The sequence below is a fragment of the Arthrobacter sp. ok362 genome, from assembly GCF_900102785.1.
Classification (GTDB): Bacteria; Actinomycetota; Actinomycetes; order Actinomycetales; family Micrococcaceae; genus Arthrobacter.
This window is the reverse complement of record NZ_FNGC01000001.1, coordinates 428,534-441,836: the sequence shown is the minus strand read 5'-3', so window position 1 is coordinate 441,836 and position 13,303 is coordinate 428,534. Positions and strand designations below refer to the sequence as shown.

14 protein-coding genes are annotated in these 13,303 nt (G+C 66.7%); 3 read left to right on the top strand and 11 right to left on the bottom strand.

Annotation, left to right across the window (positions count from 1 at the left end):
* Window positions 1–23: 23 nt before the first annotated feature.
* The 7 genes from BLQ10_RS01985 to BLQ10_RS01955 form a co-directional block, all read right to left on the bottom strand.
* Complete coding sequence (locus tag BLQ10_RS01985; protein WP_091557678.1) at window positions 24–521, bottom strand: DUF1579 domain-containing protein; 498 nt, start codon at window positions 519–521, stop codon at window positions 24–26.
* A 153-nt stretch (window positions 522–674) separates the two neighbouring features.
* The gene (locus BLQ10_RS01980) at window positions 675–2,018 is read right to left on the bottom strand and encodes a M16 family metallopeptidase (RefSeq protein ID WP_091557675.1); all 1,344 of its coding nucleotides are present in this window, start codon (window positions 2,016–2,018) and stop codon (window positions 675–677) included.
* Window positions 2,019–2,124: 106 nt separating this feature from the next.
* Window positions 2,125–4,374 carry a polyribonucleotide nucleotidyltransferase gene (locus tag BLQ10_RS01975; RefSeq protein ID WP_091557673.1) on the bottom strand — a complete coding sequence of 750 codons (2,250 nt, stop codon included), beginning with the start codon at window positions 4,372–4,374 and terminating at the stop codon, window positions 2,125–2,127.
* Between the two features lie 247 nt (window positions 4,375–4,621).
* Window positions 4,622–4,891, bottom strand: coding sequence for a 30S ribosomal protein S15 (gene rpsO / locus BLQ10_RS01970; protein ID WP_018774485.1), 270 nt, complete (start codon window positions 4,889–4,891; stop codon window positions 4,622–4,624).
* Between the two features lie 138 nt (window positions 4,892–5,029).
* On the bottom strand, window positions 5,030–6,391 hold the full coding sequence (kynU, locus tag BLQ10_RS01965; protein ID WP_091557670.1) for a kynureninase: 1,362 nt from the start codon (window positions 6,389–6,391) through the stop codon (window positions 5,030–5,032).
* Window positions 6,388–7,242 (bottom strand): tryptophan 2,3-dioxygenase, encoded by an 855-nt coding sequence (gene kynA / locus BLQ10_RS01960; RefSeq protein WP_091557667.1) that lies wholly within the window; start codon window positions 7,240–7,242, stop codon window positions 6,388–6,390. Before kynA ends, kynU begins: the two co-directional genes overlap by 4 nt.
* Before the next feature lie 102 nt (window positions 7,243–7,344).
* Entirely contained in the window at window positions 7,345–8,328 is a 984-nt protein-coding gene (locus BLQ10_RS01955; RefSeq protein WP_091557664.1) for a bifunctional riboflavin kinase/FAD synthetase, read from the bottom strand.
* Window positions 8,329–8,563: 235 nt separating this feature from the next.
* Here BLQ10_RS01955 and BLQ10_RS01950 point away from each other — a divergent pair, with 235 nt between their 5' ends.
* Entirely contained in the window at window positions 8,564–9,205 is a 642-nt protein-coding gene (locus tag BLQ10_RS01950; RefSeq protein WP_091557661.1) for a DUF937 domain-containing protein, read from the top strand.
* A 96-nt stretch (window positions 9,206–9,301) separates the two neighbouring features.
* On the opposite strand, the gene BLQ10_RS01945 is transcribed toward BLQ10_RS01950, so the two are convergent.
* The 3 genes from BLQ10_RS01945 to BLQ10_RS01935 are packed head-to-tail and all read right to left on the bottom strand — an operon-like array spanning window position 9,302 to window position 11,582.
* Window positions 9,302–9,685 (bottom strand): hypothetical protein, encoded by a 384-nt coding sequence (locus BLQ10_RS01945; RefSeq protein ID WP_091557658.1) that lies wholly within the window; start codon window positions 9,683–9,685, stop codon window positions 9,302–9,304.
* Window positions 9,686–9,734: 49 nt separating this feature from the next.
* Window positions 9,735–10,937 carry an HNH endonuclease signature motif containing protein gene (locus BLQ10_RS01940; protein WP_091557656.1) on the bottom strand — a complete coding sequence of 401 codons (1,203 nt, stop codon included), beginning with the start codon at window positions 10,935–10,937 and terminating at the stop codon, window positions 9,735–9,737.
* A gap of 36 nt (window positions 10,938–10,973) precedes the next feature.
* Window positions 10,974–11,582 (bottom strand): hypothetical protein, encoded by a 609-nt coding sequence (locus BLQ10_RS01935; protein ID WP_139164162.1) that lies wholly within the window; start codon window positions 11,580–11,582, stop codon window positions 10,974–10,976.
* Between the two features lie 178 nt (window positions 11,583–11,760).
* Here BLQ10_RS01935 and BLQ10_RS01930 point away from each other — a divergent pair, with 178 nt between their 5' ends.
* Both BLQ10_RS01930 and BLQ10_RS01925 read left to right on the top strand, forming a co-directional pair.
* Window positions 11,761–12,306: an NUDIX domain-containing protein gene (locus BLQ10_RS01930; RefSeq protein WP_091557650.1), complete on the top strand. Its 546-nt coding sequence runs from the start codon at window positions 11,761–11,763 to the stop codon at window positions 12,304–12,306.
* A gap of 9 nt (window positions 12,307–12,315) precedes the next feature.
* Window positions 12,316–12,774, top strand: coding sequence for a VOC family protein (locus BLQ10_RS01925; RefSeq protein ID WP_091557648.1), 459 nt, complete (start codon window positions 12,316–12,318; stop codon window positions 12,772–12,774).
* 22 nt (window positions 12,775–12,796) lie between these two features.
* Here BLQ10_RS01925 and BLQ10_RS01920 read toward each other — a convergent pair whose 3' ends face one another.
* Window positions 12,797–13,303: a hypothetical protein gene (locus tag BLQ10_RS01920; RefSeq protein WP_254785346.1), complete on the bottom strand. Its 507-nt coding sequence runs from the start codon at window positions 13,301–13,303 to the stop codon at window positions 12,797–12,799.

Below are 13,303 nucleotides of genomic sequence, written 5' to 3'. Positions count from 1 at the left end.
AAATCGGCGCGGAACTCGAAACCTCAGGCCGGGATCGAGGCGCCCTCGGCGACGCGCCGGCAGACCGTGGTCATGATCTGGGTGAACTCGCTCGCCCTGCCCAGGCGGAGACCGGCGGCGTGCGTCAGTTCGCCGTCGTCCACCCGGAACGTGTGCCGCGCCGTGCCGCGGTCGCTGCGCCGTTCCACGGTCAAGGTGCCACCATCCCAACTGGCGCGCGCCGGCGCCTCGGGCGGCAGTCCCAGGCTGTTGACGTGGTACAGGAGCGTGTCCGGGTGGTCCGGGTCCGTGGTGAAGACACCATGGCCTTCGGCGCGGGTCCCGTCCGCATCCGTATGCCGGTAACTTTGGGTGACGGCAAGCCCGGCCGCCGCCGGGGCAAAGATGATCTCGGTGTCCGCGCTGCGCGCCGGACCCCACGCGGTTGACTCCCAGTGCGTGGTCCCCGTCCAATGGCCTAGGAAAGCCTCAAGCGCTTCGCATGCACTGCCTCGCAGTGGCCGGTGCGCAGTTTCTCCCATGTGGAGTTCCTCCCGAGTGACCCCGCCACCATCATGACGCCGTGCCTACTGTGGTGTAAAGACCGGCGGCACACCGACCGGCCGTGCCCAGCCGGTTGGCGCACGGCCCACAGGGCAGAAATTGGACAGTGCAGAAATTGGCCCGGGAATTACCTAGAGCCCAAACGTCTCGGTTTCCTCGAAGGGGCCTACCACCGTGACGGTCCGTGGGGCGGCCGCGAGCTCGCGGGCGAGCACCTGGACCTCCGACGCCGTGACGGCCTTGATCTGGCGCAGGGTTTCATCGATGTCCTGGTACTCGCCGGACACCAGTTCCGCGCGGCCCAGGCGGGACATCCGGGAGCCGGTGTCCTCAAGCGCGAGCACGATTCCGCCGCACAGCTGCCCCACGGCCTTCCGGAGCTCCTCGTCGGTGATGCCGTCCGCCGCCAGCTTGTCGAGTTCGGCGCCGAGCAGCCCTATGACCTGACGGACCTTCGACGGCGTGCATCCGGCGTACATGCCGAAATAGCCGGCGTCGGCATAGGAGGAGGCGAAGGAGTAGGTCGAGTAGACGAGGCCGCGCTTCTCCCGGACCTCCTGGAAAAGCCGGGAGGACATGCCGCCGCCGAGGACGGCGTTGAGCACGCTCATGACAAAGCGGCGGTCGTCGGTGGCGACCAGCGAGGGACAGCCCATAATGATGTTGGCCTGCTCCACCTGGCGCTTGACCACGTGCAGGCCGGCCGTGCCGGTGATGGCCGCACGCTCGGTGGAGCGGCGCTGAACGGGGGCGGCAGCGGGCTCAAGGTTCCAGCCGGCAGAGTGCAGGGCATCCACCACGAGCCCGCAGACGACGTCGTGGTCCAGCCCGCCGGCCGCGGTGACCACGAGCTCGTCTGGACGGTAGTAGCGGCGGTAGTGGTCCCACACCGAGTCGCGCGCCACGGCCCGAATGGCTGCCGGGGTGCCGCCGATGGGGCGGCCCAGCGGGTGCATTCCCAGCACGGCGGCGACGAAGTTCTCGTGCGCGACGTCGGTGGGGTCGTCGCTGTCCATGGCGATTTCCTCGAGGATGACGTCCCGCTCCTGCTCCATTTCCTGCGGGTCCAGGACGGCACCAGTGATCATGTCGGCGATGACGTCGATCGCCATGGGAAGGTCACTGTCCAGCACGCGGGCGAAGTAGCAGGTGCTCTCTTTCGCCGTGGCGGCGTTCGATTCCCCGCCGACCTCATCGAAGGCCGAGGCGATCTCCAGCGCGGTGCGGCGTTTGGTGCCCTTGAAGAGCAGATGCTCCAAAAAGTGCGTGGAGCCGTGCTGGCCGGGGGCCTCGTCCCGGGAGCCCACCCCGACCCAGAAACCGATCGTGGCAGAGCGCTGGCCGGGCATCGCTTCAGTAAGCACGCGGACGCCGCCGGGCAGGACCGAGCGTCGCACCTCGGAACCGCCGTCGGCTCCGTGGATCAGGGTGTCAGCGTGCTGGTTCTGCTCTAGCGGCAGGGGAACGACAGTCATCAAGGCCTTTCATTGAACACGTGCCAAATCTGCCTGCCATCCTACCTTTAAACAGCAGCGGGGCCGGTGGTTGATCCACCGGCCCCGCTCTTTGATGCAGGAGAGACTACTCTGCGGACTCCTCGGAGACCTCAGCGTTGTCGGCGTTCTCCGAAGCTGCATCCTCAGCCACTACGGGTGAGAGGGAGAGCTTTCCACGGTCGTCGATCTTGGTGATTTCCACCTGGATCTTCTGGCCCACGGAGACGACGTCCTCGACGTTGTCAACGCGCTTGCCGCCAGCGATCTTGCGCAGCTCGGAGATGTGCAAGAGGCCGTCCTTGCCCGGGGTCAGGGAAACGAAGGCGCCGAAGGTGGTGGTCTTGACGACCGTGCCCAGGTAGCGCTCACCGATTTCCGGCACCTGCGGGTTGGCGATGGCGTTGATCGCGGAACGTGCTGCGTCGGCAGACGGGCCGTTGGTGGCGCCGATGTAGACAGTTCCGTCGTCCTCGATCGAGATGTCGGCTCCGGTGTCTTCCTGGATCTGGTTGATCATCTTGCCCTTCGGGCCGATGACCTCGCCGATCTTGTCAACCGGGATCTTGACCGCGATGACGCGCGGCGCGAACTCGGAGAGCTCGTCCGGGGTGTCGATCGCGGAGTTCAGGACGTCCAGGATGTGCAGGCGCGCTTCGCGGGCCTGCTTCAGGGCGGCGGCCAGGACCGAGGCCGGGATGCCGTCGAGCTTCGTGTCCAGCTGGATGGCCGTGACGAACTCGGAGGTACCGGCAACCTTGAAGTCCATGTCGCCGAAGGCATCTTCGGCGCCGAGGATATCGGTCAGGGCTGCGTAGCGGGTCTGGCCGTCAACCTGGTCAGAGACCAGGCCCATGGCGATACCGGCAACGGCAGCCTTCAGCGGCACGCCTGCGTTGAGCAGGGACAGCGTGGAGGCGCAGACGGAACCCATCGACGTCGAACCGTTGGAGCTGAGCGCCTCAGACACCTGGCGGATGGCGTAGGGGAATTCCTCGCGGGACGGCAGCACCGGCATGATGGCGCGCTCTGCGAGGGCACCGTGGCCGATTTCGCGGCGCTTCGGGGAACCGACGCGGCCGGTCTCGCCGGTGGAGTACGGCGGGAAGTTGTAGTTGTGCATGTAGCGCTTGCGCGTCACGGGAGAGAGCGAGTCGATCTGCTGTTCCATCTTGAGCATGTTCAGCGTGGTGACACCCATGATCTGGGTCTCGCCGCGTTCGAAGATGGCCGAGCCGTGGACGCGGGGCAGAACCTCAACCTCGGCGGTGAGCTGGCGGATGTCCGTCAGGCCGCGGCCGTCGATGCGGATCTGGTCCTTGAGGATGCGCTGGCGCACAACCTGCTTGGTGACGGAGCGGAAGGCTGCGGACAGCTCCTTCTCGCGGCCTTCGAACTGGCCGGCCAGGGAAGAGGTGACCTCGTCCTTGAGCGAATCCGATGCGGTGTCGCGTTCCTGCTTGTCGGCGATCTGGAAGACAGCGGCCAGCTTCTCGGCGGCGGCGGACTCCACGGCGGCGTAGACGTCGTCCTGGTAGTCCAGGAAGACCGGGAACTCGACGGTCGGCTTGGCGGCGCGGGCTGCCAGGTCGGACTGTGCTTCGCAGAGGGCCTTGATGAACGGCTTGGCAGCCTCGAGGCCTTCGGAAACAACCTCTTCGGTCGGGGCGGTGGCGCCCTGTTCCTTGATGAGGTTCCAGGAGTTGTCGGTAGCTTCGGCTTCAACCATCATGATGGCGACGTCGTCACCTGCGATGCGGCCGGCAACGACCATGTTGAAGACGGCGTTCTCGAGCTGGGAGTGCTTCGGGAACGCAACCCACTGCGAGCCGTTCTCGTCGGCAACGAGGGCAACGCGGACGCCGCCGATCGGGCCGGAGAAGGGCAGGCCGGAAAGCTGGGTGGACATCGAGGACGCGTTGATCGCGACGACGTCGTAGAGCTCGTCCGGGTTGATGGACAGCACGGTGACGACGATCTGGACCTCGTTGCGCAGGCCCTTGACGAACGCGGGGCGCAGCGGGCGGTCCATGAGGCGGCAGGCCAGGATGGCTTCTGTGGAGGGACGGCCTTCGCGGCGGAAGAACGAGCCCGGGATGCGGCCGGCGGCGTACATGCGCTCTTCGACGTCGACGGTCAGCGGGAAGAAGTCGAAACCTTCACGCGGGTGCTTGCCGGCGGTGGTTGCGGACAGCAGCGCGGTCTCTTCATCGATGTAGACCATCGCTGCGCCGGCTGCCTGCTTGGCAAGGCGGCCGGTTTCAAAGCGGATTACACGCTTGCCGAAGCGGCCATTGTCAATGACTGCTTCTGAGAACTGGATTTCGGGACCCTCCATAGAGAGTCACCTCCGTTTCATGGTTCACGGAGCCCAGCCGCATCAACCCAGTCCAGCATCTGTCTACTGGCCTGCACTGCACCCGGTCATCGATCGAGACCCACGGGCGGGGCCTCGTTCCTTGAGGCCGTTCCCGGGGATCACTACCGAGGACCGCGAATGCGTGATGCGGTTGATCCTCCTGTTTAGTTTTTTCCTGAAGAAGGCGGCCCGTTCCGGTCCGGAAGGGGCCGCCCCTTAAAGCTGACTAGCGACGCAGGCCGAGGCGCTCGATGAGCTTACGGTAGCGGGTGATGTCAGTGTTCTTGAGGTAGGTGAGCATGCGCTTGCGACGACCAACCATGGCCAGCAGACCGCGCTGGGTGTGGTAATCGTGCTTGTGCTCTTTCATGTGCTCAGTGAGATCCTTGATCCGCTGAGTCAGGACTGCAACCTGGACCTCCGGCGAACCGGTGTCGCCCTCGGACGTTGCGAAATCCTTGATGATGGACTGCTTTACAGCGGCTTCAAGTGCCACAATAACTCCTAGAGATGTGCCGTGAGGCCCGAATCAGTAATTCACTGCCGGGGGTGCCGTCCCGGAATCCCCCGCCGAAGCCGGGTATCCCGTACACAACACGGACCAGCCGCCACGGACTGCAGCCGGATCCAACGTTTAGTTTAGTGGCACGTCCGCGGTCTTGTCGAAACCGGCAGCCGCGCCGGCCGCGCCCGCAGCCGCGCCGGCTGCCTCGCCGTCTGCCTGTGGCGGTTGCCGCGTTCCGCTTTCCTGGCCCGAAAGCAGCTCGCGGATGGCGGCGACGCCCCGGTAGACCTCCGCGAAGGAGCTGCTGAGCGGCGACAGCCCGATCCTGATGCCCTGCGGGGCACGGAAATCGGGAATCACATCCTGGTCCCACAAGGCGGCCGTCATTTCACGGAACGCAGGGTGGTCCACCGTCACGTGGCTGCCGCGCAGTGCCGGATTACGCGGGGTGGACAGCTGCACGCCGGCCGGTGCCAGCCAGGCGTCGAAGAGTTCGAGGGCAAAGGCCGTGAGCAGCCGTGACTTTTTCCGGACGGCGGCCATCCCCACTTCCTCGATCAGGCCCAGGGTGCCGCGCATGGCGAGCATCCCAAAAATGGCCGGGGTGCCGCTGAGGAAGCCCCGGATGCCGGGAGCGGCCTCGTAACCCGGGCCCATTTCGAACGCGTCCTTGCGTCCCATCCAGCCCCAGATCGGCTGCTGCAGTCCGGCCAGGTGCCGGGAATTGACGTAGGCGAAGGCGGGCGAACCCGGTCCCCCATTGAGGTACTTGTAGGTGCAGCCGGCCGCGAAGTCGACGTCGGCGTCGTCCAATGCGATCTCCACCGACCCGGCAGAGTGGCACAGGTCCCACACCACTAGGGCGCCGGCGTCGTGGACTGCCGCGGTGATGGCCGGAAGGTCCGCGAGGAAGCCGGAGCGGTAGGCGATCTGGCTCAGGACCACGACGGCGGTGGCCGGGCCCGTGGCGGCCCGCACCTGCTCGACCGTGACACCGGAGGCGGGATCGGCGTCGATCCAGCGCAGGGTCAGGCCTTCTTCGCGGGCGATTCCCTCCACCAGGTAGCGGTCGGTGGGGAAATTGTCCGTGTCCAGGACGATTTCCGTCCGCGCCGGATCCGTCACAGCGGCCAGGGCCGCGCGGATGAGCTTGTACAGCACCACGGTGGTGGAATCGGCGATGATCGTCTGTCCGGGCGCCGCGCCGAGCACCGAGCGGCCCAGCTGATCGCCGATGGCCTGGGGCAGTTCGAGCCATTCCTCGTCCCAGCCCCGGATCAGGCGGCCGCCCCAGCTGTCCTGGATGAAGCTGGTGATGTCGGTGACGGACCGCTTGAGCGGCCGGCCCAGGGAGTTGCCGTCAAGGTAGGACAAATCCGTGTCCGTGCCGACGAAGTGGTCACGGTAGCCGGCCAGCGGATCGGCGCCGTCAAGATCCAGGGCGCGCTGCCACAGGGCGTCCCTTGCGTCGGTGCCCGCGGGGATGCTCACTGGCCGATCTCCGTCCGCACGGCGAAGAGCTCAGGGAAGAAGGTCAGCTCAAGGGCCTTCTGCAGGAACGCGGCACCGCTGGATCCGCCAGTGCCGGCTTTCATGCCGATGGTGCGCTGGACGGTGCGCAGGTGGCGGAAACGCCACAGCTGGAAATTGTCCTCGAGGTCCACGAGTTCCTCGCAGGCCTCGTACGCGCCCCAGTTGTCGGCGGCGTTCTCGTAGATGTACTTGAACACGGGGACCAGCTCCGGGCAGAACTCGTGGGCTTTGGTGACGTCGCGCTGCAGCACGGAGGCCGGGACGTCAAAGCCCTGGCGCTTGAGATAGGCGAGGAAATCGTCATAGATGCTGGGGGCATCGAGCAGTTCGCGCAGCATCTCGTGGGCCTCGGGGTCCGATTCGAACACCGGAAGCATCTTGGCATTCTTGTTGCCGAGGAGGAACTCGACCGCACGGTACTGGCTGGACTGGAATCCGGACGAGTTGCCGAGGAAGCCGCGGAACTGGGAGTACTCGGTAGGCGTCAGGGTGGCCAGCACGGACCATTGCTCGGTGAGGGTCTTCTGGATGTGCTTGACGCGGGCGATCGCCTTTAGGGCGGAGCCGAGGTCGTCAGAACGCAGCCATGCGGCGGCGCTGCGAAGCTCATGCAGTACCAGCTTCAGCCACAGCTCCGTGGTCTGGTGCTGGATGATGAACAGCATCTCGTCGTGGTGTTCCGGCGTGCTGACCGGCTGCTGGGCGCTGAGCAGGGTGGGCAACTGCAAGTAGGACGCGTAGCTCATGCGCGCGCTGAAGTCCCGGACAATGTCCTGGTCCAGTTCCCTCGTGTTCTTCTCGATGGTCAAGTCTCTCTTGCCTTCCTTGCCACGTGGCTGCCAATCAGCGCGCGGCTCCAGTGAGCCAGAACGCCGTCAGCGCGAGGAGCCGAAGCCGATCTGGCCCGGTTATCAGCGGGCGAACAGGATGTCATGGGCCTGGACGACGTCCAGGCGCATTTGCTCCACCAAAGCCTCAGCCCCACGGTACGCCACCATGCCGCGAAGCCTGGAGACAAATTCCACCACAACTGTCTGGTCGTACAGATCGAAGTCGTCGGCGGACTCTTCCGGGCGGTCGATCACGTGGGCTTCGACCTGACGGCTCACGCCGTCGAACGTGGGGTTGGAGCCCACGGAGATGGCGGCGGGCCAGCGGGTGCCCTCCTGGTCCACAAGCCAGCCGGCGTAGATCCCGTCCGCGGGGATGTATCCGCTGGCCGTCGAGGCGAGGTTTGCCGTGGGGAAGCCGAGGTCGCGGCCGCGGGCGGCACCGTGCACCACCTCGCCGCGCATCCGGTGCGGCCTGCCGAGCACTGCAGCGGCGGTGGCGACGTCGCCAGCGCGCAGGGCCTCGCGGACCCAAGTGGACGAGCAGCGGCGGTCCGTCCCGTCGTCGTCGTGGATGGGGAAGCCTTCAGAGCCGAACTCGCTGATGACCAGCACCTCGAAACCGAGCTTCCGCCCCAGCTCCTGCATGGTGGAGAGGTCCCCGGAATTGCCGCGGCCGAACCGGGCGTCGTGGCCGATCACCACATGGCTCGCTTTCAGGCCGTCCACCAGGACCGTGGCGACAAATTCTTCAGGGGTCAGGCTGGCAAGCTCCATTGAGTACTTCATCACCAGCACGGCATCGAGGCCGAGCTCGCCCAGGGCCACGAGCTTGTCCTCCAGCCCCATGATCAGCTCGGGAGCCGACTCGGGTCGGTGCACTTGCGCGGGGTGCGGATCGAAGGTGATCGCGACGGCGCGGGCGTGGTTCAATCGGGCGGTGCGGATGAGCTGCGACAGCACCTGCTGGTGGCCGCGGTGCACGCCGTCGAAATTGCCGAACGTGACAACCGAAGGACCAAAGTCCGCCGGGACTTCGGACAGATCGTTCCAGATGTGGACCATCAACCTCGCCTTTTGCTGCCTGCCATGAACACCTCCGGAGCGACCGTGCCGGCTCCGGAACTCTCTAAGATTACCCGCATTCCGGGCCGTTCCCGGACGGTTCCCCGGGCCCCGGGGCAGCCTTCCACCGGCCCAACCGGCAGGGCTACGATTCAGGGGCAGTAATTCAACGGGGTCCGCAGGGACGCCGATTCCCAGCTCGCCGGCCTCGACGCGCGGCACTAAGGAGTACGACATGACTGAGCTCAACGACATTATCGGGCAGGTCCCGATTGGCCAGATCGCAGCCTTGCTCGGCACGGACGAGTCGACCGCCCGCTCCGCGGTGGAAGCCGCCGTGCCCACGCTCCTGGCCGGACTGCATAATAATGCGCAGGCTCCTGACGGGGCGGCAGCACTTGAGTCCGCGCTTGGCCAGCACCAGGACGGGCTGATCGACGGCGGAGTTGATGTGGGCCAGGTTGATACGGTCGACGGCGAAAAGATCGTCAACCACGTCTTCGGCGGGCAGCAGGACCATGTGGCCAGCCAGCTCGCCGGGACTGGCCAACTGGGCGGTGCCGGTGGCGATCTGGTACGGAAACTGTTGCCGATCCTGGCACCCATCGTGATGTCCTACCTCGCGAACAAGGTTCTGGGCGGAGGCCAAGGCGGCACGCAGGGTGGGTCCGCGGGGCAGTCCGGGGGCCAGAGTGGCGCTCAGGCTGACGCCGGCCAGGCCGGCGGCGTCGACCTTGGCGGCATCCTGGGTGGGATCCTTGGCGGACTGGGCGGCGGTCAGGGCAGCGGTCAGGGCAGCTCCGCGAGTGGTGGCGCGGGTCAGGGCGGCTTCGGTGGCCTCGACGACATCCTGGGCGGGCTTTTCGGGAAGAAGTAGGCAGTTCACCTTGGGGCGGCTCGGGATGGCATTCGTTGTTTGTGCCTGTGGCGTGCCGCCCCTCTAGCCCCTTCCGCGGCCAATACGTTCTGCCGGCTATCTCCCGAGTAATAGCTTCCGCTGGCAGTTTCGGACCACGTGATGCCGCCAGTTTCGCCAGTGCAATAGCGCCGCTATGAGGATCAGCGGAACGTGGATCCCGGGCAGGTTTCTTGCGAACCAATGCGGCAGGTAGATGTCCGTGACGGAACCCGTGACGTCGCCAAGGTCCTTCGCGACAGCGGTGAGCGGGCAATGGAAACCGTTGGACGCAAAGATCAGGGTCTCGCCGGCCACCACAGCGGCGGCCGTGCCGGTCGTCCGATCGGTGCGGCCCCTGATGCCGGTGTAAAGGACGTAGACCATGCAAGCCTCGATTGTGAACCAGGCGAAAGTGTGGAAGGACTTGACTGCCCGCAGCACGAGCCGACGTTCGGCCATACCTCCAGCGTAGGCCCGGAGAGCATGTCCACCACCACCGCCCGGACGGTTATTCGAGGCGGAAATAGCGGTTCCGTCGGGGGATCTGGCCCGGGTCTATGTGTGGCGGTGGGATAAACCAGGGAATGCCGCTGCGCATCTGGATGGTCCACTGTTGCTTGTGGATCAGGTGATGGTGGTGCGAGCACAGCAGCGTTCCGTTGTCCGTTCCGGTGCTGCCGCCCCGTGACCAGTAGGTGACATGGTGGGCTTCGCACCAGGGCGCGGGGATGGTGCATTGCGGGAAGGCACAGCCCTGGTCGCGGGCGGTGATGGCTTTCCGGATGTGGGGCGGGAAGATCCGTGAGGCGCGGCCGATGTCCAGGATCCTGCCCTCGCCGCCGAGCAGGACCGGGATGATGTCGGCGTCGCACGCGATCTTACGCACGGTCGACGCCGTCACGGGCCCGGTGAACAACAAGGATCCGGCCGCGCCGGAGCTGTGGGTGGCGGTGGTGCCGTGAGATCCGTTGGGCCAGGGTTCGTTGGTGCCGAGCCGTTCAACGAGGTCGCGGTAGTTGATGGTTGCCATGATCTGGGGGCGGAGCCCTCCCGCCGCCGGCAGGTTTCCTGTAGCAAGGGCGGCTTGGCAGGCGCCGACGAGACCGTCGAGCATTTTTTGCGGCCGCGAGCGGGGGTCCAGGCGTGCAGCAGCCGCGTCGATCCCGTTCCCGTTCTCGCCGTCCGCTCCCGCATCGACTTCAGGTTCCACTCCCGCACGGACCCCGAATTCCGACCGGGCGCCGGCAGCGACGGCCCTACCGCCGTCACCCACGTTCGCAGCGTCGCCGGCGTCGCCGGCGTCGCCTGCGTTGGCGGCGGCACGCGCGTTGGCAACGTCGCCCGCGTTCGCAGCGTCGCCCGCGTTCGCAGCGGCACCCGCGTTCGCAGCGGCACCCGCGTTGGCAGCGGCACCCGTCCGCGGGTTGGTCGCCACGTTCATCACCGTGACGAGGTGTTCGAACTGGTCGGTGGTGGCGAAGACTTCCAGATGATGGAGCCCGTGCCGGGGTTTCCGGACGAAGGCACCCTGGAGCCCGCGCAGCGCCTCCTCTGACGGCTCGGCCCCGTCCTGGTCCAGGGCCTCAATCCAGCGCCGGGCGACCCGGGCCAGGAAATCGGGATCGTTCTCGACCGCCGTTATCGTCAGGGCATGTTCCATGCCCTCAACAGCCTCCGGCGCGGCCACGTGCCCGACCCGGTCCAGGGACATCGCGATGAGCGTGGCCGTGCGGGAGGCGATGGTCCCTTAGGCGACGGCCGCGGCGAGTTCCTGCCGCGCCGGCGGCAGGGCCCGGCCCGCGATGCCGGTCCGGGGCAGCAGCTCGGCGGCAAGGACCAGCCGGCGCTTGGCCTCGGACGCGCCGATCCGCAGCCGCGCCTGCAGGAACTCCGCCGAATTCCGGTACCCATCATCCGCCACGGCGGACGCGGCCACCGCAGTCGACGCCGCCGCAGACGTAGATTCGCCGGGTTCCTGGTTCCACCCCGTCAGCCAGTCGCCAGCTGTCCCGGCCGCCGTATCCGAGCCCCACCCCGCGGACGCCTTCTGTACCGCGGCCGCCTCGCGGCGCGTGCGGTCCACTCCGGCGGCAGCGATGATCTGCAGATACTCGACCGTGCGGGACAGGTCCTCGACGTCATCGGCGAAATCGGAAGCCTCGACGAAGTTCAATCGGGCAACGTTCCCTGCCGCAGACTCACTGCATGCGCGAAGCAACGCCAGCGCCGCCGCGACACTGCAGTCCACCGGATCGCCTGCGGCACACGGAACGGCCGCCAACGGCCGAAGCCGGGCGGGCATCGCGGACCCTGGCCGGTCGGCCTGATCCGGGACGAACTCTCCAACGGCTTCCATAACTGAACTCTGCCAGAGGGGTACGACGGTAATGATGGAATTGCCTGACCACCCCGGCCACCGCGCCAGCCCCTCCCCGCCACCCCGGCCACCGCGCCAGCCCCTCCCTGCCACCCCGGCCGTAACACTTCGTACGCCGCCCGCCGTCGTGTGGTCCGGCGCGTGGCAAGCTGTAGGGATGGAACGCATACCCGCCCCTCAGCCCGGGGAAACGTCTTTCGCCGGGCCGCTGCCCAGCGAACTGCCAAGACACCTCGGTCCACGCGACCCAGGTGATGCATGGGTCGAAGGTGACCGTGGACGGTTCTGGGGACGCTTCGGCTCCGCGGGCCTCCTCGTCCACGACCCGGCGAAAGGTGTCTTGCTGCAACACCGCGCCCTGTGGAGCCATCAGGGCGGAACCTGGGGACTGCCCGGAGGTGCCCTGCACCACGGTGAGGAAGCCATCGACGGAGCCCTCCGTGAGGCGAAGGAAGAAGCAGCCGTGCCGCCGGAAAACGTCCGCGTGCTGTTTACTTCGGTGTTCGACGTCGGCTACTGGACCTATACGACGGTGGTTGCCGAAACGTTGGAGCCGTTCGACGCCGCCATCAGCGATCCTGAGAGCCTTGAACTCCAGTGGGTGCCGGTCGAGCGCGTCAATGACAAGGAGTTGCACCCCGGTTTCGGCGCCTCGTGGCCCGGCCTTCGCCGCCGGCTGCTGGATCGGCCTCCCGGGCCCTAAGCTACGAGCATGACCAGCGAAAGCCGCAAGGCGCCTCGGGTCCGTCAGCTGCGCCTCGTCGTTGAGGCGGAGGACTACGAGGCAGCAGTCACCTTCTATCGCGATGTCCTCGGCCTTGAGGAGCGCGAAGTCGTCGAGGGCGAGGGCGACGCTCGAATTACAATCCTCGAGGCGGGCCGGGCCACCCTGGAGCTGTCCAACCCCGCCCAGGTCAGGATGATCGACCAAGTCGAAGCGGACGGCCATCCCAGCGCCAGAATGCGTGTTGCCTTCGAAGTGGAGGACGCTGAAACAGCCACCGGGGAGCTTGTCGCCGCAGGTGGTGAGCTGATCGCAGAGCCGCGCGAGACGCCCTGGCGCTCGGTGAACTCGCGTCTTAACGGCCCGGCCGGACTGCAGCTCACGCTGTTCCAGGAACTGGACCCGCCAGAGGTGGCAAGCGAGCGTCCCGGGCCCGGGAACGAATAGGCAGTGGGAGGCGCCGGACGGGTCAGGCGCTCGCTGCGGGTCGCCGGCGGTACAGCCAGATGAGTCCGAGGATGGGCAGCAGGAGCGGGATGAAGCCGTAGCCGCGGCCGAACAAGGACCACACGGTCTCGTGCGGGAAGTTGACGGCGTCGAATACGCTCAGTGCCCCCACGACGAGGACGCCGACAAGCTCCACCAGTACTGCCGCCACAGAGACCTTGAACGCAGTGCGGCCCGGCTTGGCGAGGGACACCGTGGCCACGACATAAACGAGCGCGGCGAAGGCGGACAGCAGGTACGCGAGCGGCGCTTCGGAAAACTTGGTGACTATCTGGTAGCCGGCCCGGGCGGTTGCCGAAATGGCGAATACGGCATAGACAGCGATCAGCAGCCGGCCGGGGCCAGTGTTGCGGGTATTGGTCGGCGCCGGTGCTGCGCCCGTCGACCCAGCGATCTCCGACGTCGACCCCGCCGGGTTTGCCGTGCCATCCTGCGAGGATTTTGCGTTCACGTTTTCTGCCTCTTCCAT

Excerpts from the sequence above, each read along its gene's own strand:
- BLQ10_RS01985 (WP_091557678.1), bottom strand. The coding sequence starts at position 521 with ATGGGAGAAACTGCGCACCGGCCACTGCGAGGCAGTGCATGCGAAGCG.
- BLQ10_RS01980 (WP_091557675.1), bottom strand. The coding sequence starts at position 2,018 with ATGACTGTCGTTCCCCTGCCGCTAGAGCAGAACCAGCACGCTGACACC.
- BLQ10_RS01975 (WP_091557673.1), bottom strand. The coding sequence starts at position 4,374 with ATGGAGGGTCCCGAAATCCAGTTCTCAGAAGCAGTCATTGACAATGGC.
- BLQ10_RS01955 (WP_091557664.1), bottom strand. The coding sequence starts at position 8,328 with ATGGTCCACATCTGGAACGATCTGTCCGAAGTCCCGGCGGACTTTGGT.
- BLQ10_RS01950 (WP_091557661.1), top strand. The coding sequence starts at position 8,564 with ATGACTGAGCTCAACGACATTATCGGGCAGGTCCCGATTGGCCAGATC.
- BLQ10_RS01945 (WP_091557658.1), bottom strand. The coding sequence starts at position 9,685 with ATGGCCGAACGTCGGCTCGTGCTGCGGGCAGTCAAGTCCTTCCACACT.
- BLQ10_RS01940 (WP_091557656.1), bottom strand. The coding sequence starts at position 10,937 with ATGTCCCTGGACCGGGTCGGGCACGTGGCCGCGCCGGAGGCTGTTGAG.
- BLQ10_RS01935 (WP_139164162.1), bottom strand. The coding sequence starts at position 11,582 with ATGGAAGCCGTTGGAGAGTTCGTCCCGGATCAGGCCGACCGGCCAGGG.
- BLQ10_RS01930 (WP_091557650.1), top strand. The coding sequence starts at position 11,761 with ATGGAACGCATACCCGCCCCTCAGCCCGGGGAAACGTCTTTCGCCGGG.
- BLQ10_RS01925 (WP_091557648.1), top strand. The coding sequence starts at position 12,316 with ATGACCAGCGAAAGCCGCAAGGCGCCTCGGGTCCGTCAGCTGCGCCTC.
- BLQ10_RS01920 (WP_254785346.1), bottom strand. The coding sequence starts at position 13,303 with ATGGAAGAGGCAGAAAACGTGAACGCAAAATCCTCGCAGGATGGCACG.